Genomic DNA, 23410 nt, shown 5'->3' on the forward strand with positions numbered 1-23410 from the left:
CGCTTATGCGATCGGCAGGGCGACGCTTACCTCGGTTCCTCGGCCGGGCGCCGATCGAATGTCGAGCGTCCCTCGGTGTCGTTCGACGATGTGTTTGACGATGGCGAGACCGAGCCCCGTGCCGCCGGATTCACGACTCCGGGCAGAATCGACCCGGTAAAATCGCTCGGTCAGCCGCGGCAAATGATCGGCGGCGATTCCTTCTCCCTGGTCACTGACAACAAACATCACCCGGGCCCCGTCGCTACGAACCCTGACCTCGATTGTGCAGGCCTGGTCGGTGCAGCCATAGCGAATGGCATTGCCGATGAGATTGTCCGCTAGCTGGAGCAATTGCGCGAAATCTCCCGCGATTGACGGCAGCTTCGGGTCAATGTCCGATTCTATCCGAGACTTTCGCCGATCCAGCAACGGAGCAGCATTTTCGATTGCAATTCGGGCCACCTCACCAAGATCCACTTGTTCGTCCGGCGGGCGGAACCTGTCGGCCTCGATCCGCGACAGGCTCATCAGGTCCTCGACGATGCGAAGCATGCGTCGCGCTTCCGTTTCAATCGTCAAACCAAAGCTCTCGCGCATTGCATCGTCGACCGGCCCTTCTTCGGCCAGCGTTTCAGCATAGCCGATGATGGTCGCTAAAGGTGTCCGCAGCTCGTGGCTGGCATTGGCGACGAAGTCGGTGCGCATCCGCTCCGCTGATCGGACAGCAGATCGATCGCTCAGCCGTACGAGGACGGAATCCTTGGCCAGCGGACGTACACTGAGGTGCCACGGACGGTCGGCCGCCCCGATTCCGATCACCTCGAGGCTTTCCTCGCGGCCGGCAGAAATAATCTCCAGCGCTCGCGGGTGACGAATGGCAAAGCGCAGGTCGCGTCCAACCATTTCATTTCCCAGCATTTGTCTCGCCGCTACGTTGGCAGCGGCAACACGACCGCCATTAATGATCAAGGCGGGCTCTTCGATTGCTTCGAGGATGGAAAGGGAAAGGTGGTTGTTGTCGGACACGGCGCGGAACCTAATCCGCGCGCGGACAACACGCTAGGCCGCGGATTGCTTCAGGCGGCGATGCGTTCGAAACGTTCCAGCCGCCAAGATGATCAGGATGGGATAACTCCAGAATTGCAGCGCCGCGCCGTAGGCCCGCGGCAGCAGGTCCTGGTCGACTCCCTTTAGAATATGACCAAGGGACGTGGTCAATTGCAGGCCCGCAACCCACAGCGGCCAGAAGCGCTTCGATCGCAGGGCGACCGTGACGAATCCCGCCAGTACCGCGAGGTCGACCAGCATCAATCCGCCTTCGACGCCACTGTATCGCTGCCGGAGCGGCGAAACTACCAAGAGGGTTGCGGCAGTGCCGGCCAGGCAGGTGGCCGCCACGAGCCGTTCGTCGCCGCCGCCTCGCAGCCAGGCGTAGAAGCACACTGCGAAAAGCAGCGGAATGAAGATGGTGGCGCCTAGCATGGGGCTGGAAACCGGACCACGGAGACCGTGGCCCGGTCAATTCCTTTTCAGTTCAGGCAACGACGCGCAGGTCGGCGCGCGCTTGCTGCGGCGGGCATTCCTGAGCATCGCCGAAGGCTGTCGTCCGAAGACCAGGCACGAGTTGCGTGGTTTGTTTAAGGGTCAGATGGCAATGGGCCATCCCGCCGCGCGCCTGGACAAGGCGCCTGGTGGCGTCGGCCAGCTGTTCGAACGCTTCATGGCCTGTGGCGGTGGCGATCCCGCAGGTCGCGCGGGCCCGAATCATACGGCTTTGGAGCTCGGTAATTTCGGCCAGTGCTGCTTCGATCGCGTCTTCGACAGCGCGGACTTGGGTCGCAACTTCAAATGCGGCGGATTCGATCAATTGTTTGCGCATGACTTTTCTCCCCTTGGCGCGGGTAGACCCGCGAGGAACTATTGCCGGCAATGTCGTCTTGCGAGCGAGCGGTTTAGCCGCTGATCATCCTGGAGAGACTCTCAAGTCCAGCGAGATACATCCCCGCCGAAAATGTCGCGCCCATGGCGATGAGTACGATCCAGAGCAGCCGGAGACCGACGCTCATCTCGTTGCTGGGATGGCTCCTCGTTGCAAACGGCAGTTGCAGGGGAGAGCCAATTCCAACCGGGCTTTGCTCGGTCAAGTGACCGGGAGGATTGACCTCCCCTGCACGGTCAGCGTGCCGAATCGAAGTGCGGACCGTGCCCTCTTGCTGTCCGGTTGGCGGGATGCGGTCGATGTACGGTGATTGATGTATCAAACGTTGATATGCTGCTTCACCAAGTGGCAAGGCGGCGACGACCAGCCGTGCGGCTTCGCCACGACGCTCCACGCCAAGCTTCTCCAAAGCTCCGCGAATGCGCTGGTCGACGGTATGCGGGCTAATGCCCAGGCGAGCGGCGATTTCCTTGCTGTTGTGATGCTGGTCAACCAGCAGCAGGCATTCGATCTGGCCATCGCTCAGCCGCGCCACTGGCGAAGCCGGGTCGATCCCGGTTGCCGCACTGTTAGCCTCGCGAGATGGCATCGGCTGCAACGTCATTCCTTCCGAGCACGGAATGTTGCGCAAACTGCATTTACTTTTACGCATTTAGCGGAAAGCGCGCCTTTCCTCAAATCCGTTTGGCTAACCTATCGTCAAGCATGGTTGGCAGAAAACTTCCATTTTGGATGTATCGCGAACGGGCCCGGCGGCGGGATCACGTATGAAAGTGGTGGAGAGGGCTGGATTCGAACCAGCGTAGGGCGAAGCCCGGCAGATTTACAGTCTGCTGCCTTTAACCACTCGGCCACCTCTCCAGGTGTTGCCACGCTGAGACCATCCGGGGGAAGGTCGAGCATGGCGGGCAGGCCGCGCCAATGGCGGCCCGTAGGGCTGCTGTCAACCGACGTGACACGCCTACTGTCGCCGCCTCGCTAACGCTCGGCGCGCCCCAAATTCCATCAATCCCCCGGATTGTTGGAATTTGGAGCGGGTGAAGGGAATCGAACCCTCGTATTCAGCTTGGAAGGCTGCTGCTCTACCATTGAGCTACACCCGCCCATCAGCGCTGGGCCGGGCGCCTTTGCCATTGGCCGGCGCGCTACGTCAATGGTCAGCCGCCGGCCCGTGCCGCCAAAATCGCTCCCGATGCGATCACTGAAGCGGCTACCAGCAGGATCAGCAAGGCCATGAACCCATTGCCTTCCCTTCGATCGGAGACCGCGCGCTCGTTAAGATAGAAGCGGCCGTCGACCGTCTTGACGACGGTGCCACTGGAAAGCGCCTTGTCCAACAGCTTTTGCTGCTTCTCATTAAGGTCCAGTGAAATGGCCGCGGAGGCGCCCAGGGCCTTCGCTTCCTTGAGCCGGGTTTGGATAAACTCCTCGGACTCTTCGTCGTTCGATGCCACCTGCAAGGCTGCGGTGATTGCCGGATTGAACATCCTTCAACTCCTTGAACATCATCCTAACCATCAGGTTCGGCCCTGCCAACGGAACGACTCAGTGGCCTGTCGATTGAATCCGCGGCAATTCGAAGATGGAGACGATGAATGGCGGCGCGGCCCACGTGGCGAGGGGTGATCAAGCTGGCGCTGGTATCAATCCCGGTCGAAATCTATCCGGCGACCAAGGCTGGCAAGTCGATCGCCTTCCACCAGGTCCACGAGCCATCCGGGCAGCGTGTTCGCTACGAAAAGGTCGTGCCCGGGATCGGGCCCGTGGATCGCGACGAGATCCTCAAGGGCTACGAAGTCTCCAAGGGGGAATATGTGCTGCTCGACCCCGAGGAGATTGAGAAGGTCAAGTTGGAAAGCCGCAAGACGCTCGAGCTGACCCAGTTCGTCGAGCTGTCCGACATCGATCCCATCTATTTCGACAAGCCATATTACGTCGCGCCTGCAGACGACCTCGCCGAGGAAGCGTTCGTAGTCATGCGCGACGCGCTCAAGAAGACCAAGAAGGTCGGCATTGGCCAGCTTGCCATGCGCGGCCAGGAATATGTCGTCAGCCTGAAACCCTGCGGCCGCGGCATGGTATTGGAAACTCTTCGTTATGCCGACGAGGTTCATCGTGCGGCGAGCTATTTCCGCGACATTGGCGATGCCAAGCCCGATCCGGACCTGCTCGACCTGGCCGAGACGCTGATCGAAAAGAAGACCAGCGAATTCGATGCCAAGGAGTTCGAGAACCGCTACATTGATGCGCTGAAAAAGCTGATCGCCGAGAAACAGAAGAAGAAGGGCAAGCGGGTCATCCAGGACGATGAGCCGGATCGGATCCCGAAGGGTTCCAATGTCGTCGACCTGATGGCTGCTCTGAAAAAGAGCCTCGGCGACGACAAGAAACCTGCTGCGCGGCGATCTTCCGCAAAGCCGGCGCCACGACGCGCTCCGGCGAAGAAGGCCGCGACCCGGGCACGCAAGCGGGCCTGAGCCATGGCCCGCAAGCCCAAGCTCGATATCGCGACATACAACCGCAAGCGCGACTTTTCGAAAACCGGGGAGCCACGGGGCCGCAAGCTCAAGGGGAAGGGCGACAGCTTCATCGTCCAAAAGCATGATGCCTCGCGGCTGCATTGGGATTTTCGGCTCGAACTAGATGGTGTGCTGAAAAGCTGGGCGGTGCCGAAGGGGCCATCGCTTGCTCCGGAAGACAAGCGACTCGCGGTCCGCACCGAGGATCATCCGCTCGACTATGGCGAGTTCGAGGGCGTCATCCCCAAGGGCGAATATGGTGGTGGCACCGTGATGCTATGGGACCGGGGCCACTGGGACCCGGAGCCCGGCAAGGACCCCAGCAAGACCATAGAGGAGGGCCATCTGCACTTCACGCTCGAAGGCGAGCGGATGAAGGGTGAGTGGGTAATGTTCCGGCTGAATGGCAAGCCCGGCGAGCGGCAGGAACCGTGGATGCTCAAAAAGGTCGACGACGAATTCGCCAAGCCCGACGAGGGTGATGCACTGGTCGAACATTGCGTGACCAGTGTCGCGACCGACCGCAGCATGGCCGAGATCGCTGCCGGCGCTGACGTCTGGCACAGCAATCGCAAAGCTACCGGCAAGACGGGCCGCGCCAAGCGCAAAGCCGGCGTTGGTCCCCCAAAATTCCGGCCACCCCAGAAGGCGACGTTGGTCGATGCCGTTCCAAGCGGCAACGACTGGCTGCATGAGTATAAGTATGACGGATACCGGCTGTTGATCGCTACGGCTGGCGGCGCCGCGACCGCATGGACGCGCAACGGCAACGACTGGACCGACAAGTTCCGCTCGATCGTTCGGGCAGCTGCGAGGCTTCCGGCCGGCTGCTTGATCGACGGCGAGGCGGTCGCGCTCGACAAGCAAGGCAAGCCGAGCTTTCAATTGCTGCAGACATTGCTGAAGGGCGGCGATGGCGATCTCGCCTTCTATGCGTTCGACCTGCTGGTTGATGAGGGCGAAGACATAACCGCCCTTCCCAACATCGAGCGAAAGGAGCGATTGGCCGCGCTGCTCAAGGCCGCCAGCCCGCCGATCCTCTACGGCGATCATGTCATCGGCAAGGGAGAAGCCTTGTTCGACGCTGTTTGCAAGGAGGGCGGCGAAGGGATCATCTCCAAGAAGGCCAAGGCCCCGTACAAGGGCACGCGGACGAAAAATTGGCTGAAGACAAAATGCATCCAACGCCAGGAATTCGTGATTGTCGGCTGGCAGGACAGCGACAAGCGGCACGGATTTCGCTCATTGCATCTCGCGGCGCAGGAGGGCCGAAAGCTCAAATATGCCGGCAAGGTTGGGACCGGCTTCGATTTGAAGACGATTCACGACCTTGCCGATCGAATGCGGCCGCTTGAGATTGCTGAGCCTGCGGTCGAAGTGCCTCTCACCGCACGGCGCGGCTCGCATTGGATCGCGCCCAAGCTAGTCGGCGAAGTTGCGTTCACGGAGTTCACCAGGGATGCTACGCTCCGCCACCCGAGCTTCGTCGCGCTGCGCGAGGACAAGCCGGCCAGGGAGGTGGTGCTGGAAAAGCCCGAAAAGCTGTCAAAGGTTACGGCCAGGGCCAATACGACCAAGCAGGATTCAACCAACCCCTTCGGCATAAAGATCAGCAGCCGCGACCGCGTCATCTATCCCGAGAATGGCCTGACGAAGGGGGATCTCGCCGACTATTATGCGGCGATCGAAGGACTGATGCTGGTCGACATGGCCAAGCGCCCGATCAGCCTGGTCCGTTGTCCCCAGGGCCGGGCCAAGGAATGTTTTTTCCAGAAGCACGACAGCGGCGCGATGGGCCCGCACGTCAAACATGTGCCGGTCGAAGAAAGCGACGGGGAGGTCCAGGACTATCTATATGTCCAGGACGCGAAGGGCATCCTCGCCTGCGTGCAAATGGGGACGATCGAATTCCATGGCTGGGGCAGCAGGGCGAGCAAGCTGGAATTTCCAGACCGACTGGTGTTCGACCTCGACCCCGACGAGGGACTCGATTTCAATGAAGTGAAAACTGCCGCCGTTCGGCTCCGTGCGTTGCTGGCCGATTTGGGCCTCGTCACCTTCCCGATGTTGACCGGAGGCAAGGGCATCCACGTAATTGCGCCGCTCGATGCAACGGCAGATTGGCAAAAGGTGAAAAGCTTTGCCGAACGGTTCAGCCGGGCCGTCGCAGCGGCCGAGCCGGAAATGTTCACCGCCAATATCCGCAAGAATCAGCGCAAGGGCAGAATCTTCCTCGACTGGCTACGAAACCAGCGCGGGGCGACGGCGGTAATGCCTTTTTCGGCACGCGCTCGTGAAGGTGCTCCAGTGGCGGCGCCGATCGCCTGGGAAGAGCTCGACAAAATCAGGAGCGGTGCCGCCTATTCGATCCGTGACGCAGATGAACTACTAGATCGCGCCGGCTCGAAGCTGCTGGCAGGCTGGGGTCAGGCCAAACAGAAACTACCAAAAGCCTGACTTGGCTTCATGGCTGGTGCTGCTTAGCAAGTGAGCATGCGCCCGCTCCTTATTTCCTCAGCCTTTCTCCTCATCGCCGCCGCGCCTGCGCCGGAGGCCTCCCTCTGGAAGGAGCAGGCCGCCCGAGTTTCAATTGTTCGCGACGACTGGGGCATTGCCCACATCGAAGGTCCGACCGACGCCGATGCGGTGTTCGGCATGATCTATGCGCAGGCAGAGGATGATTTTCCGAGGATCGAGGCCAATTACCTTACCGCGCTGGGCCGGACCGCCGAAGCGGATGGTGAGGGCGCTATCTGGCAGGATTTGCGGGTGCGGCTGTACGTTAGCGAGACAGAGCTGAAGGCGGATTATTCGGCTAGCCCTGATTGGTTGAAGAAGCTGATGGATAGTTGGGCCGCAGGCCTCAACTATTATCTTGCAACGCACCCGACGGTGAAACCGCGGGTGCTAACCCGGTTCGAACCGTGGATGGCACTGTCATTCACGGAAGGCAGCATCGGCGGCGACATTGAGCGGATCGATCTTCAACAGCTTGAACGATTTTACGGTGGGACCGCGAAGACCGCGGCGGTGCCGTTCGACCCCGACCCGCGCGGCTCCAACGGCATCGCCATTGCTCCGGGGCTAACCAAGGACGGCAAGGCGCTGCTGCTGATCAATCCGCACACCAGCTTCTTTTTCCGCGCGGAGCAGCAGGTCACCAGCGGGCAGGGACTAAACGCCTATGGCGCAGCGACCTGGGGACAATTCTTCATCTATCAGGGGTTCAATGGCCGGGCGGGGTGGATGCATACCTCGAGTGGCGTCGACAATGTCGATGAGTTCGCTTTCGATGTGAGCCCGGGCAAGCAGCCCCGCTACCGCTACGGGAATGTCTGGCGGCCGATGTCGGCGCGACCGGTCACGATCCGGTACCGTCTGGCCGATGGCAAGCTGGCCAGCCGCAGCTTCACTAGCTGGCGGACTCATCGCGGGCCAATCGTCAGGGCTGAGAATGGCCGCTGGATCGCTTTCGCGATGATGGATCGGCCGGTCCAGGCTCTGCAGCAAAGCTTCTTGCGGACAAGGGCGACCGATTTGAGCTCGTTCCTCAGCGTTGCCCGGCTTCAGGCCAATAGTTCGAACAACACAATCTATGCCGATGCCGATGGCCGCGTCGCATATCTTCACCCGCAGTTCGTGCCGACCCGAAATGACCGTTTCGATTACACGAAGGTGGTCGATGGCAGCGACCCGGCAACCGATTGGGGCGGCCTGCATGGGCTGACCGATTTGCCGAGCGTGATCAGTCCGCCCAATGGCTGGGTCACGAACAGCAACAACTGGCCCTATTCGGCTGCTGGCGCCTTCAGCGCCAAGCCGCAGATGTTTCCCAAATACATGGATAGCTTCGGCGAAAATTATCGGGGAATTCATGCGCAGAAGCTGCTTGAAAGGAGCCGCGGCTGGACCTTGGAGGGGCTGCAACGCGCGGCATATGACAGCGATCAGCCGGGCTTTGCGGTGCTTGTGCCGCAACTGGTTGCCGCCTGGGACGGCTTGGCGGAGGGGCCGCGTAAGGAAGCGCTCGCGGAGCCGGTCAATAGCCTACGCCAATGGGATTATCGATGGAGCGGCCAGTCGGAGGCTCAGAGTCTCGCCATCTTCTGGGGCGAGGCGCTGCGCAAGGCATTGAACGCGCCGGAAAGCGAGCCAAGCAACAAGGTGATGATGCGGCTCGGCCGCGACACTAGCGCCGAACAGAAGCTGGCAGCATTGGAACAGGCGATTGCGCGACTTCAGCGGGACTTCGGAAATTGGCAGGTGCCGTGGGGCGAAATCAACCGCTACCAGCGCATTTCACCGGCAATCGCCCAGCCGTTCAGTGACTCCGCGCCCAGCCTGCCGGTGCCGTTCGCCTATGGCATCTACGGATCGCTCGCGTCGTCCAACGCTGCGCCGCGCAACGGGTCGAAACGCTGGTACGGGACCAGCGGCAACAGTTTCGTCGCGGTAGTCGAATTCGGCGACCGCGTTACAGCCCGGGCGGTAAGCACCGGGGGCCAGAGCGGCGATCCGTCGTCAAAACATTTCAACGACCAGGCCGGCCGCTATGCTGCCGGCGACTTGCGGCCGGTCTATTTCTATCCCGAGGACCTGCTGGGCCATATCGAGCGCCGTTATCACCCGGGAGAGTGAGCGATCACCCGGCGAATTTGTCGGTAGCGCGGATCAGGCCGTCGAGCACTCCCGGTTCGCTGTACAAATGGCCACCGTCGGGGACGATGTTGAGCTCGACTTCGGGCCACACGCGCTTCAGCTCCCAGGCGGCGCGGGGCGGAGTGCAGCAGTCGTGGCGACCCTGGACGATGACACCCGGAATGCCGCGCAGCTTCTCGGCCCCCTTTAACAACTGTCCTTCCTCAAGCCATCCCTTGTGCAGCATATAGTGGTTTTCGATGCGGGCGATGGCGATGGCATGTTGGTCCTCCGTGAACTCGGCCATCATCTCGGGATCGGGAAGGAGCGTGACGGTCAACCCCTCCCATTTGCTCCATGCCTTGGCTGCCTCGAGCTTCGTTGCGAAATCATCCGATGTCAGCAGCCGGCGATAGGCGCCGACCAGGTCGCCGCGCTCCTCCTGGGCAACGGGTGCCAGGAACTCGTCCCAGCCTTCGGGGAACAGCTCGGAAGCGCCATAGCGATAGAGCCAGTCGAGCTCGCTCTGCCCGAACAGGAAGATACCGCGCAGCACCAGCTCGGTCACGCGCTCGGGATGGGTCTGGGCGTAGGCAAGGCTCAGCGTCGAACCCCAGCTTCCGCCGAACACCAGCCATTTCTCGACGCCGCACATTTCACGCAGGCGCTCGATGTCCTCGACCAAATGCCAGGTGGTGTTGGCGTTGAGATCGGCATGTGGCGTCGAGTTCCCCGCGCCGCGCTGATCGAACAGCAGCACATCATATTTTGCCGGGTCGAATTGGCGGCGGTGGTTCGGGCTTATGCCTCCGCCCGGGCCGCCATGCAGGAACACCGCCGGCTTGGCCCCCGGCGTCCCGCTGCGCTCCCAATAGAGCGAATGGCCATCGCCGACGTCGAGCATCCCGGACGCATAGGGTTCGACTTCAGGATAAAGGGTGCGGCGCTCGGTCATCGGCATCTCCGGAAAATATGCGCGGCTGCCCTACCGTATGGCTGAGGTCTTGGCGACTAGGGTTCGTTGGTAAGGCCGATCAGCTCGCGAAATGCCGCCCTCGCCGGAGCGACGCAGGCGCGCACATAGGCGAACTGTTCGTTGGGCAAGGTCGAAAAGAAGTTCATCGTCGCATTGGCTTCGAATAGAATCATCCTGCCGTCGGGCATGATTCCGAAGTCGAGGCCGAAGAAATCGAGATCGACGCGTTCGCGCATCGCCACCAGCACTTGCCGGATGTCCGCTGAGAAGGCTCCGTCTGGCTGGGCAAACAGCGCCTTTTCTTCCGCCAGCAAGTCGGGTCGATCGGCCATGAACCGGATGCCGTCCTTGTTGTGGACGTTCCAATGGTCGGAAACAAACATGTGTCTGAAGATGGTGTGCGGGCCGATGAACCACACGCGATACTTGCGATATAGACCATCACCACTTCGATAGTCGACAAACTGGGTCGCGAAGAATTCGGCGCCGCCGGCCATTGCTGCGATCAGTTGCTCGAGGTCGTCGACCAGGGCCTGGGTGGTTCCCAAATGAGTTCCCGGCTGGCGCAAGATCAGCGGAAACTCAATGCCCGCCCGTTCCAATGCATCCACGATACGGGCCGGGGCAGCCAATCCCTTCAAACGAACAACCTTTGGCGCCAGCAGGCCGGGAATATCAGCAAGCCGCTTGGCCATTTGGTCGCGGCTCGACCGAAGCACGGCCTCGGGTCGGTTGATCACCTTCCCAGGCACGCCGCGCAACAGGAGGCGGAGGACTTCAAGCACCTTGTCATTGCGCTCGGGCTCGGTGATCAGGTTCAGGATGTGGCGGTAGGGCGTAAGGTTGGGCCGCCGCTTCTGCCGAAGGAATTGGCGGGTAACCTGCAGTCGATGGTGCGGAGTGGCAGGGTCGATCAGCTCGAACAGGTCCGTGGACCCGTCTAGCCTGACTCGTCCGTGCCTGGCTTTGAACTGGTCTTCGCGATCGGCGCCGAATGCGAGCAGCAACTTGGCGTCGGTGATCGGAAGCGAAGTGGGCATGGCGCCACGATAAACGAACGGGCGGCGAGTTGAAGCCCGCCGCCCGTCTGAAGTTCGAAGTGTCGACCTTTAGAACTTGATGCCGGCCTCGATGCCGAAGATCCGCGGCTCGTTGACCATTCCGGTCAAATTGTTGAAGTCGATGCCGCTGACGGCGCTCTTGTCGTTGTTGATATTCCGGGCAAAGGCGGCAATGTCGTAGCGATCGGTCTTGTAGCCGATGCGCAGGCCGCCCTCGAGCAAATGGTCGTCCGAGAATTCGACCGACTTGTAGAGGAAGAAGTCGACCTTCGAGCGATAGTACCAGTCGGTGAACACATAGACCGAACCTGGGCCAACCGGATGCTCGTAACCCGCGGTCCAGTTGAGCGTCCATTTGGGCGCCTGAGGCAGTGAATTGCCGTCGATCGATGCAATCCCCGGCGCGATGATCGGATCGGTTACCGTGCAAGGGGCGCCGCAAATCGCAACGCCGAGGCCCGGAGAATCGATCTTGGTGTAATTGTAGCTGACGCCGGCGGTCAGGGTCAGGCCAGTCGCCGGACGTGCTTCGAGCTCGGCTTCGACACCGTGACCCTTTACATGGTCAGCATTGAGCAGGGTAGTGAAGTTTGAAGCGCCGCCAACCGCGGTCAGCTGAAGATCCTTGGTGTCGAAATAATAAGCCGTCACGTTCAAGCGCAGCAGGCGGTCGAGCAGGATCGACTTCAACCCGGCCTCGTACGACATGGTCTTCTCGGGGTCGGCGACCGAAATTTCGCTACCGAACAGCAAGCGTCCCTGCAGAGAAGGCGCCCGATAGCCCTTGGCAACGCGGGCGAACACGTTGACGTCCTGATTGAGTTCGTAGATCGCGCTCAAGTCCCAGGTCAGAACGCTGGCGCTGACTTTCTCTTCGACCGGGTCGACTGGGAAGCCCGGGAAGAATGGGCGCGTGTCGAGCGGCCGGGCTGCCACCATCTTCCGCTTGTCGTGATTGTAGCGGGCTCCGGCCTGGACGGTCAGACCATTCTCAAACTTGTAATTGACGGATCCGAAGATCCCCAGCGCCTTGCTTTCCTGGCGCTGCGTCGCAATGGCCCAGACGGTCGTTGACTGTGGTCCCGTAAAATCGAAGGATTCAATGTCGAGATCTTCGTCAAAGTAGAAAATGCCGGCCTGGTAGCCTAGGCCAGTGCTATTGTTCGACGCGATCCGCAATTCCTGGGTGAACTGGTCAAGGCTCGGAACATTGTCCTGCGTATGCGCGGAGAATGGGATGGTTCCCGGTCCGCCACCAGGGCAAAATGGCCCTACGTTGCAGCCAAAGCCGCCATCAATGTCGCCACGGCTGGTGAGTTCGCCATTCCAATAGCTGGTGACGGAATAAATCGTGGCCGGCCCTAAATCATATTCGATGGTGCCGGCGGCATTCCATGTCTTCAAATGCTGGAAGTTGATGCCGTCGGCGCGGACTTCGTCACGATGGAATTTGCCGCCTGCATCGCCGTTCTCGTCAATACCGACGAGATCGTTGGAGCCCGTCGCGAACAGGTTCGCCCGGAAGATGCGGGCGTTGCCGTCCATGTTGCGATATTGTCCAGACAGCCGAAGCGTAAGATCCTCGGCCGGCTTCCACATGATCTGACCACGCAGAGCGCGATCGTTATAGCCCTCGAGATCGTTGTCGCCCGGCTCGTCAAGATTGTCGATCCAGTCGCTGCGGTGCTGCCAAAGGCCCGACAGGCGGACAGCGAACTCGTCGCTCGACTGATAGCCGACCGCGCCTTCGGCGTTGATCGTATTGTAGCTGCCCCAGCTGATCCGCGCATAGTTGCGACCCTGGCCGGGCTTAACCGAATCGAACTTGACGATGCCGGCCGGCGTGTTGCGGCCGAACAACGTGCCTTGCGGTCCGCGGAGCACCTCGATCCGGTCGACATCAAATGCCGGGAAACCCTTCAGGATCGGGTTTTCGAGGACGACATCGTCATAGACCAGGCTGACCGGCTGCGATGCGTTAAGGTCGAAATCGGTATTGCCGAGGCCGCGGATGTAGAAGCGCGGGAAGGTGCGTCCGTATGAGCTTTCAATGTTGAGGCTTGGGACGCGTCCCGACAGGCCGCGGATGTCGGCACCGCCGGTATTGATCGCCGCCAGTGTCTCGTCGCCGATCGTCGCGACCGACAGCGGAATGTCTTGCAGGTTCTCGCTCCGGCGGGTGGCCGTGACGACGATCTCGCCAACCCCGCCAGTCGGCTCCGCCGCAGCCTGCGTTGCATCGGCGGCGGGCGTGTCGGTGTCACCGGTTGCCTGGGCGAATGCCGGCGTGGCGAACAGGGCGAAGGCGCTGGCTGTGGCCAACGCGATGAGCGAGGTTTGCGAGGTGCGGCGCATGGGCGTCTTTCTTGAAAAGGCTTTTGGACGGGCCTTTTCTCTCGCCCCGCCCCCCTATGCCTTGGCGCCTCTACGCGTGCTTACAGCCGAGTCAATGTGACGGGGCCGTTACGCGATTTTTTCACGAGCGTTGCGGCGGAATCGCCACAGAGATCAAAAGCTGAACTCGCCGTAGACCTGGCTCACATCGCCGTTCCACTCGCCATGGTAGCGGTCGAGCATCTTCTGAGCGAAAGTCTTGCCGCTGGCGACCACTTCGCGCAGCGGATCGAGGAAGCCGCCCTCATTGTCTCCGGCGGCGTTGAGTTCGGCCCGCTCGGTCAATCCCGCAGACGCGATATCGAGCACTTCCGCTGCCAGGTCGCGAACATTGCCACCGCCGGGAACCGGGGTGTCGAGCGCCTGGCGCGGGACCGCGTGGCGAAGCGTTTCGCGTTCCTCGATCGACCAATGCTTCACGCGGTCCCACGCAGCATCAAGCGCGGTCGAGGAATATAGCAGCCCAACCCACAGGGCGGGGAGGGCGCAGATGCGACCCCAGCGGCCGCCGTCGGCGCCGCGCATCTCAAGGAAGCTCTTCAGGCGCACTTCGGGGAAGGCGGTCGAGAGATGGTCGGTCCAATCGGCGATTGTCGGCTTTTCGCCCGGCAGGACGGAGAGCTTTCCATCCAGGAAATCGCGGAAGCTGAGCCCTGCTGCATCGATATATTTGCCGTCCCGGAAGACAAAATACATCGGCACATCGAGCGCATAGTCGCAGTAGCGCTCGTAACCGAACCCATCCTCGAACACGAACGGCAACATTCCGGTTCGCGCGGGATCCGTATCCTCCCAGATGTGGCTGCGGAAACTCTGGTAGCCATTAGGCTTGCCTTCGGTGAAGGGCGAGTTGGCGAAGAGAGCTGTCGCGACCGGCTGCAGAGCCAGGCCAACCCGAAACTTCTTCACCATATCGGCTTCAGATGAATAGTCCAGATTCACCTGTATGGTACAAGTCCGAAGCATCATGTCGAGGCCGAGCGTACCGACCCGGGGCATGTGCCGGAGCATGATCTCGTACCGGCCCTTGGGCATGATCGGCAGGTCGCTTCGCGCCTTGTCGGGCCACATGCCGAGGCCGAGGAATCCGAGGCCGAGCCGGTCTCCGACCGCCTTGACCTGTTCGAGGTGCCGGCCGCTCTCTGCACAGCTCTGGTGAAGATCCATGAGCGGCGCGCCCGACAGTTCGAGCTGGCCGGCTGGCTCCAGGCTGATGGTGCCGTCCACGCCGGTCAGCGCGATGATCTTGCCATTTTCCTCGACCGGTCGCCATCCGAACTCGGTCAGGCCGACAAGCAGATCGCGGATGCCGCCGGGCTCGTCCCAGCTCGGTGCGCGGTGATCGCTCAGCCGATAGACGAACTTCTCATGTTCGGTGCCGATCCGCCACGCCTCGCGCTGCTTCTCTCCGCCCTGAAATACGGAGAGTAGATCGTCGCGGCTTTCGATCAGCGGGCTCGCCGAAAGGTCGGTGCGGGTAGTCATGCGGCGGCGGGCTTAGCGGCGCGGCGGAACCCGCGCCAGCCCTTCCTGCTTATGGTTGGCCCAGCCGGGCTTATTGCCAATCTCCGACAGCGGCCATCCAGGCGGCGACCGCAGCCAGTGCTGCGGTTTCGGCGCGAAGGATGCGTGGGCCAAGGCTGACCGGCAAGGCATTGGGCGCGGACCGGATCGCGGCCGCTTCGCCGGGGGTGAAACCGCCCTCGGGCCCGACGAGGACCAGCGCCGGGCCGGGCTTGAACGCTTTGGAAGCGGCCTCGCCGCCGGTTTCGTCGGCAAAGTAGAGCGTGCGGGCTGGGTCGCGCACCTTGAGAAAGCTGTCCAGCTTCATCGCCTCGTCGATGTCGGCCAGCGCGGTACGGCCGCACTGCTCGGCCGCCTCGATGATGTGAGCGCGCATCCGGTCGAGATTCAATTTGTCGACGATCGTCCGTTGGCTGACAACGGGAAGCAGGCGCGCGACACCAAGCTCGACCGCCTTTTCGACCAGCCAGTCGACCCGGCCTTTCTTGACAGGTGCGAAGGCCAGCCAAAGGTCCGGCACCGCCTCTTGCGGACGAGTCGGCTCGTCGACCAGTAACGTCATCCGTTTCTTTCCGGCCTCGGCGATTGCGGCTAGCCATTCCCCGGACATCCCGTCGAACAACAGCAGTTGGTCGCCTTCCTTGAGGCGCATGACATTGCCAAGATAATTGGATTGGGCAGCGTCAAGCTCGACCCTCGCGCCGGCGCCGAGCGGCGCCGCGACATAAAGGCGTGGCAAGCTTTTTGGCGGCCAGGCGGGAGTGGCGGGCATTTCCCTCACTATCGTCTTTCCCGCGGAAGCGGGAACCCAGATTTTTCTTTGCTCGCGCTAGGTCCCATGATGAAAACCAGGGCCATGTGGGGCATGGTCCGTTTTCATCATTTCGCGGCGATGACGAAGCGGGTTAGTTAGACCCATGCCCATCGACCTCATCTGCCTCGATGCCGACGACACGCTCTGGCACAATATGCGTTTCTTCCACGAGACTCAGGACGCGCTGGTGCGGATGCTTGAGCCGTTCGCCGACGCCGGCATCGCCCGGTCCGCACTGGAAGCTTGCGAGATCCGTAACCTGAACCTGTTCGGATACGGAGCCAAGGCATTCACCCTGTCGATGATCGAGACGGCGCTGGAGCTTGGCGGCGATGAGGTGCCGGCCTCCGTCATCCGCGACATATTGGATGCGGGTAAAGCGCTTCACGCCCATCCGGTCGAGCTGTTCGACGGCATCGAGGAGACGCTGGTTGCGCTCTCCGACCGGGCGCGGCTGGTGCTGGTGACCAAGGGCGACCTGTTCCATCAGGAGGCAAAGCTCGCCGCATCGGGGCTCGGCGACCATTTCTCGGGCATCGAGATCGTCAGCGACAAGCAGGCCGCCACCTTTGCCGGAATTTTCCAGCGCAACGGGGTCGAACCGTCGGAAGCGCTGATGGCCGGGGATTCGATGAGATCCGACGTGTTCCCGGCACTCGAGGTGGGTGCCTGGGCGGCCTATATCCCGCAGCCGCTCGGCTGGAGCCATGAGCAGCGGCCCGCGCCTGCCGACCATCCGCGCTTCATCGAATTGCCGTCGCTGGCTGCGCTGGTGAACTGGCTCGATCGCGCCGAGGCGGCGTGACGGACCTCGTTCCGGATAGCGAGCGGACGGGACTCATCGGCGCATTGCCGACGGCAATGCGGCCCTACGCATCGCTAATGCGGATCGATCGGCCAATCGGAACCTGGCTGCTCTATTGGCCCTGCGCCTGGAGCGTGGCGCTCGCTGGCGTGCAGGGCGAGTGGATACTCTATGGCTGGCTACTTCTCGGGGCCTTTGCAATGCGCTCGGCGGGCTGCGTCTATAACGATATCGTCGATCGCGACCTCGACCGGCGGGTCGAGCGGACCCGGCTGCGGCCGCTGGCATCGGGGCGGGTCTCTCCCGCGGCGGCCTGGGTGCTGGCCATTGGACTGTCGCTGATTGGCCTGGTCGTGCTTCTACAATTGCCGCGGGTCGCCCAGGCCGTCGCGCTGATCAGCATTTTCCCGGTCGCGGCCTATCCCTTCATGAAGCGCATCACCTGGTGGCCGCAGGCCTGGCTCGGGCTGGTGTTCAGCTGGGGCGCGCTGGTCGGGTGGCCGGCCGTAACCGGAAGGTTCGAGCTTCCCGCGCTCGTCCTGTGGCTCGGCAGTATCTTCTGGGTGATTGGCTATGACACGCTTTACGCGATCCAGGACATCGAGGACGACGAGCTGGTCGGCGTAAAGTCGAGCGCTCGCGCACTGGGCTCGAACGCCAGGATCGGTGTCGGAGTCTGCTATCTTCTGGCCGTGGCCGGCTGGGCGGCTGCGCTCTGGCTGGTCCGGCCAGACTGGTTCGCCCTGTTGGCCCTGTTGCCCGGCGCAATCCATCTTGCTGTTCAAGTCGCCAGGGCCAATCCCAACAATGGAGCCAAGGCGCTCGCCCTGTTCCGGTCGAACCGGTTCACGGGGCTTCTTCTGTTCGCCGGCTTCCTCGTCGTCGGCTTGTCGTCGGCCGGTTGAGCGCCTAACCGCACCGCCATGCTTTCCCCCGCAGCTGCCCGTGACCGGGCCGTCTCACTCATCGAACAGGCACGCAAGCAGGGCGCCGATGCGGCCGATGCAGTCTATGTCGGCGAACGATCGCAAGGCGTCAGCGTCCGTCTCGGCGCGCTCGAGGATGTCCACCGCAGCGAGGGCGAGGAAATCGGCCTTCGGGTGTTCGTCGGCAAGCGGAGCGCAACCATCGCCTCGTCCGACCTGTCGCCGGATGCGTTGGCGGCGCTGGTCGAACGTTCGCTGGCGATGGCCGGTGAAGCGCCCGAGGACCAATATGCTGGGCTGGCGCCCGAAGAACTTCTGTTCCGGGGCAACCCCATCGACCTAGATCTCGATGACGGCGGCGATCCCGACCCCGCCGAGCTAAAGCAGCGGGCGCTGGCCGCGGAGGACGCCGCTCGATCGATTGACGGCGTTACCAACAGCAACGGCTCCAGCGCCTCGGCGTCGGCCTCGATTTTTGCGATCGCCACCAGCGCCGGTTTCTCAGGCGCGACCCGTGCAACCGGCTACAGCAATTCGGCGAGCGTGGTCGCCGGGGAAGCGGGGGCGATGCAGCGCGATTATGCCTGGCACTCCGCGCGTCACTGCGACGATCTTGAAGCGCCCAATGAGATTGGCACCCGCGCAGGTGAGCGTGCCGTGGCGCGCCTTGCGCCGGTCAGCATCAAGGCGGGCCCAATGCCGGTGCTGTTCGATCCGCGAGTCGCCACGACCTTGCTTGGTCATTTCGTCGCCGCGATCAGCGCCGCCGCAATCGCCCGCCAATCGAGCTTTCTGCTCGACGCGCTCGAAACTCAGCTATTCGCCCCTGGAGTCACCATCCATGACGATCCGTTCCGTCAGCGCGGCCTCAGAAGCCGCGCATTCGACGGGGAAGGGCTGCCGGTCAAACCGATGGACCTGGTCAGTGACGGGGTTCTGACGACATGGCTGGCGGAAAGCGCGTCGGCACGCCAGCTCGGGATTGAGCCCACGGGCCATGCGGTGCGCGGAGTGTCGGGTGCTCCGGGCGCGGGGCCTTCCAATCTTTATTTCCAATCCGGCAAACGTAGCCGCGAAGAAATGATTGCCGATATCAAACATGGCATCCTGGTCACCGAGCTGATCGGGCAGGGGGTCAACGGGGTTACCGGTGACTATTCGCGCGGGGCTGCGGGCTTCCTGATCAGCAATGGCGAAATAGGTCCGGCAGTCGGGGAGATCACCATTGCCTCGAACCTCAAGCAGATGTTCGCGATCCTGGAGCCCGCTAACGACCTGCGTTTCCGGCGCGGCGTCGACAGCCCGACGCTACTGGTGCCGCAAATGACGGTGGCAAGTGGCTGAAGCCTAGTCGTCGTGATGCTTCTGTTGGCCCGGCGGACCTTCGCCGGGTGCCCAGAAGACGTGGGTGACCTTCTTACTCTTTGCCAGTTGCTTGACGAAGACATCCGGGCGGCCCTTGCCGTCATAGTGTATCGCCGAGCCCCATTCCGCCGGGCTGTCGCCAGGCTCATTTTCCAATCCGGGCGGCGTCGTCGGCGCCCGGCCCGGAACGCGCGCGCCGAAATTCGTGGTCTGCGCCGAGGAAGTGTTGGTTGAATCGACGTGCGAGTAGATCGCGGCCAGCTGGTCATAATCGTGCTGGTTCGGATGCATGTTGCTGGGCCCATAGGCTCCGCCGCCGTCGGGATCATTGGTATAATCCATGCAGCTGCCCAGATTGGGCGGATCGAACTGCTCGTTCTGGTGGGCCAGCCCGAAATCATGTCCGATTTCCTGGCAGGCGACGAGCGCGCGCCAGGGTGCAGTATTGTACGGCGCCAGGTCGTGATAGCTGTCGTTAAGCTTGGTCGTGGCCTGGGTGATATGGCTGCCATTTAGCCAGATGCTGGCGATGCCAAGCCAGCCGCGCTGTCCATAGGCCGCGTTGCAGACCAGAATTTTGCCCGGGATCGCGGTACATTTCTTGGCAATGACGCCGGTTGCGGCCTTCTGCGTCAGGCTAAGCACAGGGGATTGTTCCCAGTCGCTGACCGACGTTCCGACGGAGGATCCCCATTTCGAAGTCGTGATCGCCGTCATGACGTCCAGCTTGAGGGGATTGCTGGTCCGAGCCCAATGATAACCGCCCCAACTATGGTTGGCGAATGCGGGATTGAGAGCCACCACCGCGCCCGACAGTAGCGCGGCACGCACGATCAGTCGTTTCATCGCTTGCCCCTCGGCCGGTGAATGACCCCTGCGCCGCCCTGACCGGCCCCCGATAGGCCGCGCATCCGAGCGGAAGGTCTGCCGAATCTACTTTTGAGTCAAGCGACTGGATTTAAAGGAGCAATTCCCAGTTTTGGGATTTCGATCGCCGGACAGCGGTCCATCACCACTTTGAGCCCCGCCGCTTCCGCGCGGGCGGCCGCGGCATCGTCGACCACGCCAAGCTGCATCCACACCGCCTTGGCCCCGGCCGCGATGGCCTGATCGACCGCCTCGCCGGCAAATTCCGACCGGCGGAAGATGTCGACGATGTCGATCGGCTCGCCGATCTGGGCAAGCTCGCGCCAGACATATTCGCCGTGGATATGCTCGCCGGTGATCTGCGGATTGACCGGGATGACCCGGTAACCTTGGCCCTGGAGAAAGCTCATCACCCGGTTCGACGGGCGATTGGGCCGGTCCGATGCCCCGACCATCGCAATGGTGCGGGCGCCAAGCAAAAGCTCCGCAATATCCCCGTCGGCGGTCAGCGGCATGGCAGTCCTCCTGAATGCATCAATGCTTCAGGTGGCAACTTTCTCCAGCTCTTCAAGCAGGCGGCGGGCCAGGGCTGCAAAGGCGTCGGCGGCCGGTCCGTGCTCGGCAGCCGGCGGCCGGCCTGCGTCAGAGGCCTCGCGCAGGCTGGGCGAAAGCGGCAGGCGACCAAGAAAGGGAACGCCCAATTTGGCAGCCGAAGTCTCGGCACCGCCGTGCCCGAAGGGATCGCTGCTCTCACCGCAATGTGGGCATTGGTAGCCGGCCATATTTTCAATCACGCCAAGCACCGGCACGCTTGTCTTGCCGAACAGGTCGATCGCCCGCGTTGCATCGATCAGTGACAGGTCCTGGGGCGTGGAGACGATCACCGCGCCCGCGGGCCGCGACTTCTGGACCAGCGACAGCTGAACGTCGCCGGTCCCCGGGGGCAGGTCGATCAGGATGATTTCGGTATCGCCCCAGTCGCCCTCAACCAGCTGATTGAGTGCGCCCGACGCCATCGGGCCGCGCCACGCCAGCGCCTGGCCGGGGGGCACCAACTGCCCGACCGACAGCAGCTTTACCCCCTGGACTTCGATCGGCACCAGCTTGTCATTCTCGGCGTGGGGCTTTTCGTTCGTTCCGAGCAGCGTCGGCTGCGACGGGCCATAGATGTCGGCATCGACGATCCCAACCTTCCTGCCCATCCGCGCCAGGCTTATTGCGAGATTGGTCGTGAGCGTCGACTTGCCGACGCCGCCCTTGCCCGATCCGATCGCAATATAGGTTCGGCCGGGTTTGGAAGCGGTCAGTGCTACCCGGGCTTCGCGAATGCCGGGCAGCGACACAGCTCCGTCTTTTAGCCTTTTTTCCAAAGCGCTGCGTTCAGGATCATTAAGTCCTGACGCATCCGCAACGATTGTTACAATGTCGCCGACCAGCTTTCGAGACCGGATTCGGTCCGCGTCGGGCAGATCGTCCAAGCTATTTAGAAGTTCGTCAGCGGCCATGTCGGGCGCCCTTAATCGCCTTTTCGACAGGCGGCACTGTTTTTCGGCGAAACCCTACTTATTATGGGGCCATGTCGATTTTATCCGGGTGGGGCGCCCGCGGGCGTGCCTTTTTCAGCGACAACAAGGGTCCATGGGGTTCGCCTCCGGGCTCTGGCGGTGACGATCCGCCTCCCGGCGACGAGCCGGCAGGACCCTGGGGCGAGCCGCCCAAGAAGCGAGGAGGCCGTCCCGCGCCGGTGACTTCGCTCGACGATTTCCTGAAGCGCAGCCGGGGGCGGTTGGGCGGCGGAGGACCCGGAGGCGGCGGCATCAGCTTCGGCGGCCGGCCAAACGGATCGCTGATATTTTGGGCCGCCGTTGCCCTGGCGGCGCTTTGGATGCTGGTGACCACAATGCACCGAATTGCCCCGGAGGAGCGCGGGGTTGTGACTCGCTTCGGCCGTTACAGCCATACGCTGGCGCCCGGTATAGGCCTGACGCTGCCGTCGCCGATCGACCGGGTGCAAAAGGTCAACGTCGGCGAGACCCGTAACATCGACATCGGTTCGGCCGCCGAGGAAACGCTGATGCTGACCGGCGACCAGAACATCATCGACATCGCCTACCAGGTCCGCTGGCTGATCCGCGACCCCGAGCAATTTCTCTACGAGCTGGCCGAACCCGAGGAGACGATCCGGCAGGTGGCGGAAAGCTCCATGCGGCAGATCGTCGCCCAGGTGACCCTGCAGGACGCGATCGGCGTCAAGCGCGGCGACATCGAATCGCGGGTGCAGGAAGAGATGCAGCAAACCCTCGACGGCTATCAGTCCGGAGTGGTGATCCAGGGCATCGCAATTCGCCAGGCGGATCCGCCGGCGGCGGTCAATGACGCCTTCAAGGAGGTCAATGCCGCCCAGCAGAAGGCTCAGAGCTATATCAACCAGGCCAATGCCTATGCGCTGCAGTTGCGGCAGAAGGCGCAGGGTGACGCGACCGCGTTCGAGAAAGTTTACGAGCAGTACAAGCTGGCGCCGGGGGTGACCAAGCGGCGCATGTATTATGAAACGATGGAGCGAATCCTGCAGAACGTCGACAAGACCATCGTCGAGACGCCGGGGGTGACGCCTTATTTGCCGCTCGGCGAACTTCGGCGCAGCACGCCAAAGGCGACCGAGCAATGACCGACGCCATTCGCCGCCATCCGATCATGTCCCTGTTGATCGGCTTTTTCCTGCTGATGACTTTGGTCAGCAGCATTTCGATCGTGCCCGAGACCAAGCAGGGGATCATCACCCGCTTCGGCAAGCCGGTCCGGATCATCAACCGCTACAAGGACGGCGCGCAGATCGGGCAGGTCGGCGCCGGCCTGGCCATCCGGATCCCGTTCGTCGATCGCATCGACTGGATCGACAAGCGCGTCCGCGATATCGAGATGGACAAGCAGCAAGTGCTGTCGACCGACCAGCTACGGCTCGAGGTCGACGCCTTTGCCCGCTACCGGGTGGTCGATCCGCTGCGGATGTATATCCGCGCTCGCTCGACAGATCAGTTCGAACGCTCGCTGGCGCCGATCCTCGGATCGCAGCTACGCAATGAACTGGGCAAGCGGCCGTTTGCCTCGCTGCTTTCGCCGGAGCGCGAAGGCGTGATGGGCAATATCCGCCGCGGGCTCGATCGGGTCGCGCGTCAATATGGCGCCGAGATTATCGACGTGCGTATCAAGAAAGCCGATCTGCCCGACGGAACCCCGCTCCAGTCGGCGTTCGACCGGATGCGGACCGCAAGGCAGCAGGAGGCTCGCTCGATCGAGGCCGCCGGCCTCAAAAATGCGCAGATCATTCGCGCCGAGGCGGATGCGGAGGCAGCGAGGACCTATGCCGCAGCGTTCGGCAGGGACCCTGAATTCTATAATTTCTACCGGGCAATGCAGAGCTATGAGACGACCTTCCTGGGCGTCAACGGAAGCAAGCCTGCGGCAACCAACATAATCCTGTCGCCCAACGATGAATATTTGAAGGAATTTACTGGACGATAGGAGCCAGCCCTGTTCAATTCGCGTTCATGCGCTTGACCTAGCGTCGCCGCGGGATGCGAAAGCCAAGCGAGGAATGTA

At 62.2% G+C, this 23410-nt stretch carries 21 protein-coding genes and 2 tRNA genes; 8 read left to right on the forward strand and 15 right to left on the reverse strand.

The genetic code is table 11. The annotated features are described in order from the left end of the window. Positions 1-3: 3 nt before the first annotated feature. The 7 genes from LZ518_RS13105 to LZ518_RS13135 all read right to left on the reverse strand — a co-directional run bounded on the left by LZ518_RS13105 (position 4) and on the right by LZ518_RS13135 (position 3408). Positions 4-1008 carry an ATP-binding protein gene (locus LZ518_RS13105; RefSeq protein ID WP_249916416.1) on the reverse strand — a complete coding sequence of 335 codons (1005 nt, stop codon included), beginning with the start codon at positions 1006-1008 and terminating at the stop codon, positions 4-6. A 33-nt stretch (positions 1009-1041) separates the two neighbouring features. Then, a complete protein-coding gene (locus LZ518_RS13110) occupies positions 1042-1464 on the reverse strand; it encodes a hypothetical protein (RefSeq protein WP_249916417.1) in 423 nt (140 codons plus the stop codon). Positions 1465-1516: 52 nt separating this feature from the next. Next, the gene (locus LZ518_RS13115; RefSeq protein WP_249916418.1) at positions 1517-1861 is read right to left on the reverse strand and encodes a hypothetical protein; all 345 of its coding nucleotides are present in this window, start codon (positions 1859-1861) and stop codon (positions 1517-1519) included. A gap of 73 nt (positions 1862-1934) precedes the next feature. Continuing rightward, the gene (locus tag LZ518_RS13120) at positions 1935-2510 is read right to left on the reverse strand and encodes a helix-turn-helix domain-containing protein (protein ID WP_249916419.1); all 576 of its coding nucleotides are present in this window, start codon (positions 2508-2510) and stop codon (positions 1935-1937) included. A 185-nt stretch (positions 2511-2695) separates the two neighbouring features. Next, positions 2696-2782 (reverse strand) — tRNA-Tyr (locus LZ518_RS13125). A gap of 168 nt (positions 2783-2950) precedes the next feature. Continuing rightward, a tRNA-Gly gene (locus tag LZ518_RS13130) sits at positions 2951-3024 on the reverse strand. 54 nt (positions 3025-3078) lie between these two features. Beyond that, on the reverse strand, positions 3079-3408 hold the full coding sequence (locus LZ518_RS13135; RefSeq protein ID WP_249916420.1) for a hypothetical protein: 330 nt from the start codon (positions 3406-3408) through the stop codon (positions 3079-3081). Positions 3409-3516: 108 nt separating this feature from the next. Here LZ518_RS13135 and ku point away from each other — a divergent pair, with 108 nt between their 5' ends. From ku to LZ518_RS13150, 3 genes are read left to right on the forward strand one after another with little or no spacing between them, the layout of a single operon-like run. Further along, positions 3517-4398 carry a non-homologous end joining protein Ku gene (ku, locus tag LZ518_RS13140; protein WP_249916421.1) on the forward strand — a complete coding sequence of 294 codons (882 nt, stop codon included), beginning with the start codon at positions 3517-3519 and terminating at the stop codon, positions 4396-4398. A 3-nt stretch (positions 4399-4401) separates the two neighbouring features. Then, a complete protein-coding gene (gene ligD, locus LZ518_RS13145) occupies positions 4402-6897 on the forward strand; it encodes a DNA ligase D (protein WP_249916422.1) in 2496 nt (831 codons plus the stop codon). A gap of 36 nt (positions 6898-6933) precedes the next feature. Beyond that, positions 6934-9078: a penicillin acylase family protein gene (locus LZ518_RS13150; RefSeq protein WP_249916423.1), complete on the forward strand. Its 2145-nt coding sequence runs from the start codon at positions 6934-6936 to the stop codon at positions 9076-9078. 4 nt (positions 9079-9082) lie between these two features. Here LZ518_RS13150 and pip read toward each other — a convergent pair whose 3' ends face one another. From pip to LZ518_RS13175, 5 genes are all read right to left on the reverse strand, one after another. After that, on the reverse strand, positions 9083-10033 hold the full coding sequence (gene pip, locus LZ518_RS13155) for a prolyl aminopeptidase (RefSeq protein WP_249916424.1): 951 nt from the start codon (positions 10031-10033) through the stop codon (positions 9083-9085). A 56-nt stretch (positions 10034-10089) separates the two neighbouring features. Continuing rightward, on the reverse strand, positions 10090-11094 hold the full coding sequence (locus LZ518_RS13160; protein ID WP_249916425.1) for an ATP-grasp domain-containing protein: 1005 nt from the start codon (positions 11092-11094) through the stop codon (positions 10090-10092). 69 nt (positions 11095-11163) lie between these two features. Next, complete coding sequence (locus LZ518_RS13165) at positions 11164-13470, reverse strand: TonB-dependent receptor (RefSeq protein WP_249916426.1); 2307 nt, start codon at positions 13468-13470, stop codon at positions 11164-11166. A gap of 153 nt (positions 13471-13623) precedes the next feature. After that, on the reverse strand, positions 13624-14994 hold the full coding sequence (locus LZ518_RS13170; protein WP_249916427.1) for a glutamate--cysteine ligase: 1371 nt from the start codon (positions 14992-14994) through the stop codon (positions 13624-13626). A gap of 70 nt (positions 14995-15064) precedes the next feature. After that, complete coding sequence (locus LZ518_RS13175) at positions 15065-15805, reverse strand: 16S rRNA (uracil(1498)-N(3))-methyltransferase (RefSeq protein WP_249916428.1); 741 nt, start codon at positions 15803-15805, stop codon at positions 15065-15067. 145 nt (positions 15806-15950) lie between these two features. On the opposite strand from LZ518_RS13175, the gene LZ518_RS13180 reads away from it, so the two are divergent. Genes LZ518_RS13180 through LZ518_RS13190 form a run of 3 tightly spaced genes read left to right on the forward strand, consistent with a single transcriptional unit; the run spans position 15951 to position 18922 of the window. Next, a complete protein-coding gene (locus LZ518_RS13180) occupies positions 15951-16652 on the forward strand; it encodes an HAD family hydrolase (RefSeq protein ID WP_249916429.1) in 702 nt (233 codons plus the stop codon). 56 nt (positions 16653-16708) lie between these two features. Next, on the forward strand, positions 16709-17557 hold the full coding sequence (gene ubiA, locus LZ518_RS13185) for a 4-hydroxybenzoate octaprenyltransferase (RefSeq protein WP_249916578.1): 849 nt from the start codon (positions 16709-16711) through the stop codon (positions 17555-17557). A gap of 18 nt (positions 17558-17575) precedes the next feature. After that, on the forward strand, positions 17576-18922 hold the full coding sequence (locus LZ518_RS13190) for a TldD/PmbA family protein (RefSeq protein ID WP_249916430.1): 1347 nt from the start codon (positions 17576-17578) through the stop codon (positions 18920-18922). Between the two features lie 3 nt (positions 18923-18925). On the opposite strand, the gene LZ518_RS13195 is transcribed toward LZ518_RS13190, so the two are convergent. From LZ518_RS13195 to LZ518_RS13205, 3 genes are all read right to left on the reverse strand, one after another. Further along, on the reverse strand, positions 18926-19789 hold the full coding sequence (locus LZ518_RS13195) for a hypothetical protein (RefSeq protein ID WP_249916431.1): 864 nt from the start codon (positions 19787-19789) through the stop codon (positions 18926-18928). Between the two features lie 98 nt (positions 19790-19887). Beyond that, positions 19888-20325, reverse strand: coding sequence for a CoA-binding protein (locus LZ518_RS13200; protein ID WP_249916432.1), 438 nt, complete (start codon positions 20323-20325; stop codon positions 19888-19890). A gap of 27 nt (positions 20326-20352) precedes the next feature. Continuing rightward, positions 20353-21315: an Mrp/NBP35 family ATP-binding protein gene (locus tag LZ518_RS13205; protein ID WP_249916433.1), complete on the reverse strand. Its 963-nt coding sequence runs from the start codon at positions 21313-21315 to the stop codon at positions 20353-20355. Positions 21316-21386: 71 nt separating this feature from the next. Between LZ518_RS13205 and hflK the strand changes: the two genes are divergently transcribed. Both hflK and hflC read left to right on the forward strand, forming a co-directional pair. Beyond that, positions 21387-22478 carry an FtsH protease activity modulator HflK gene (hflK, locus tag LZ518_RS13210; RefSeq protein ID WP_249916434.1) on the forward strand — a complete coding sequence of 364 codons (1092 nt, stop codon included), beginning with the start codon at positions 21387-21389 and terminating at the stop codon, positions 22476-22478. Next, positions 22475-23332 (forward strand): protease modulator HflC, encoded by an 858-nt coding sequence (gene hflC, locus LZ518_RS13215; RefSeq protein WP_249916435.1) that lies wholly within the window; start codon positions 22475-22477, stop codon positions 23330-23332. Before hflK ends, hflC begins: the two co-directional genes overlap by 4 nt. Positions 23333-23410: the final 78 nt, after the last annotated feature.

It is taken from the genome of Sphingomonas brevis, assembly GCF_023516505.1.
Lineage (GTDB): Bacteria > Pseudomonadota > Alphaproteobacteria > Sphingomonadales > Sphingomonadaceae > Sphingomicrobium > Sphingomicrobium breve.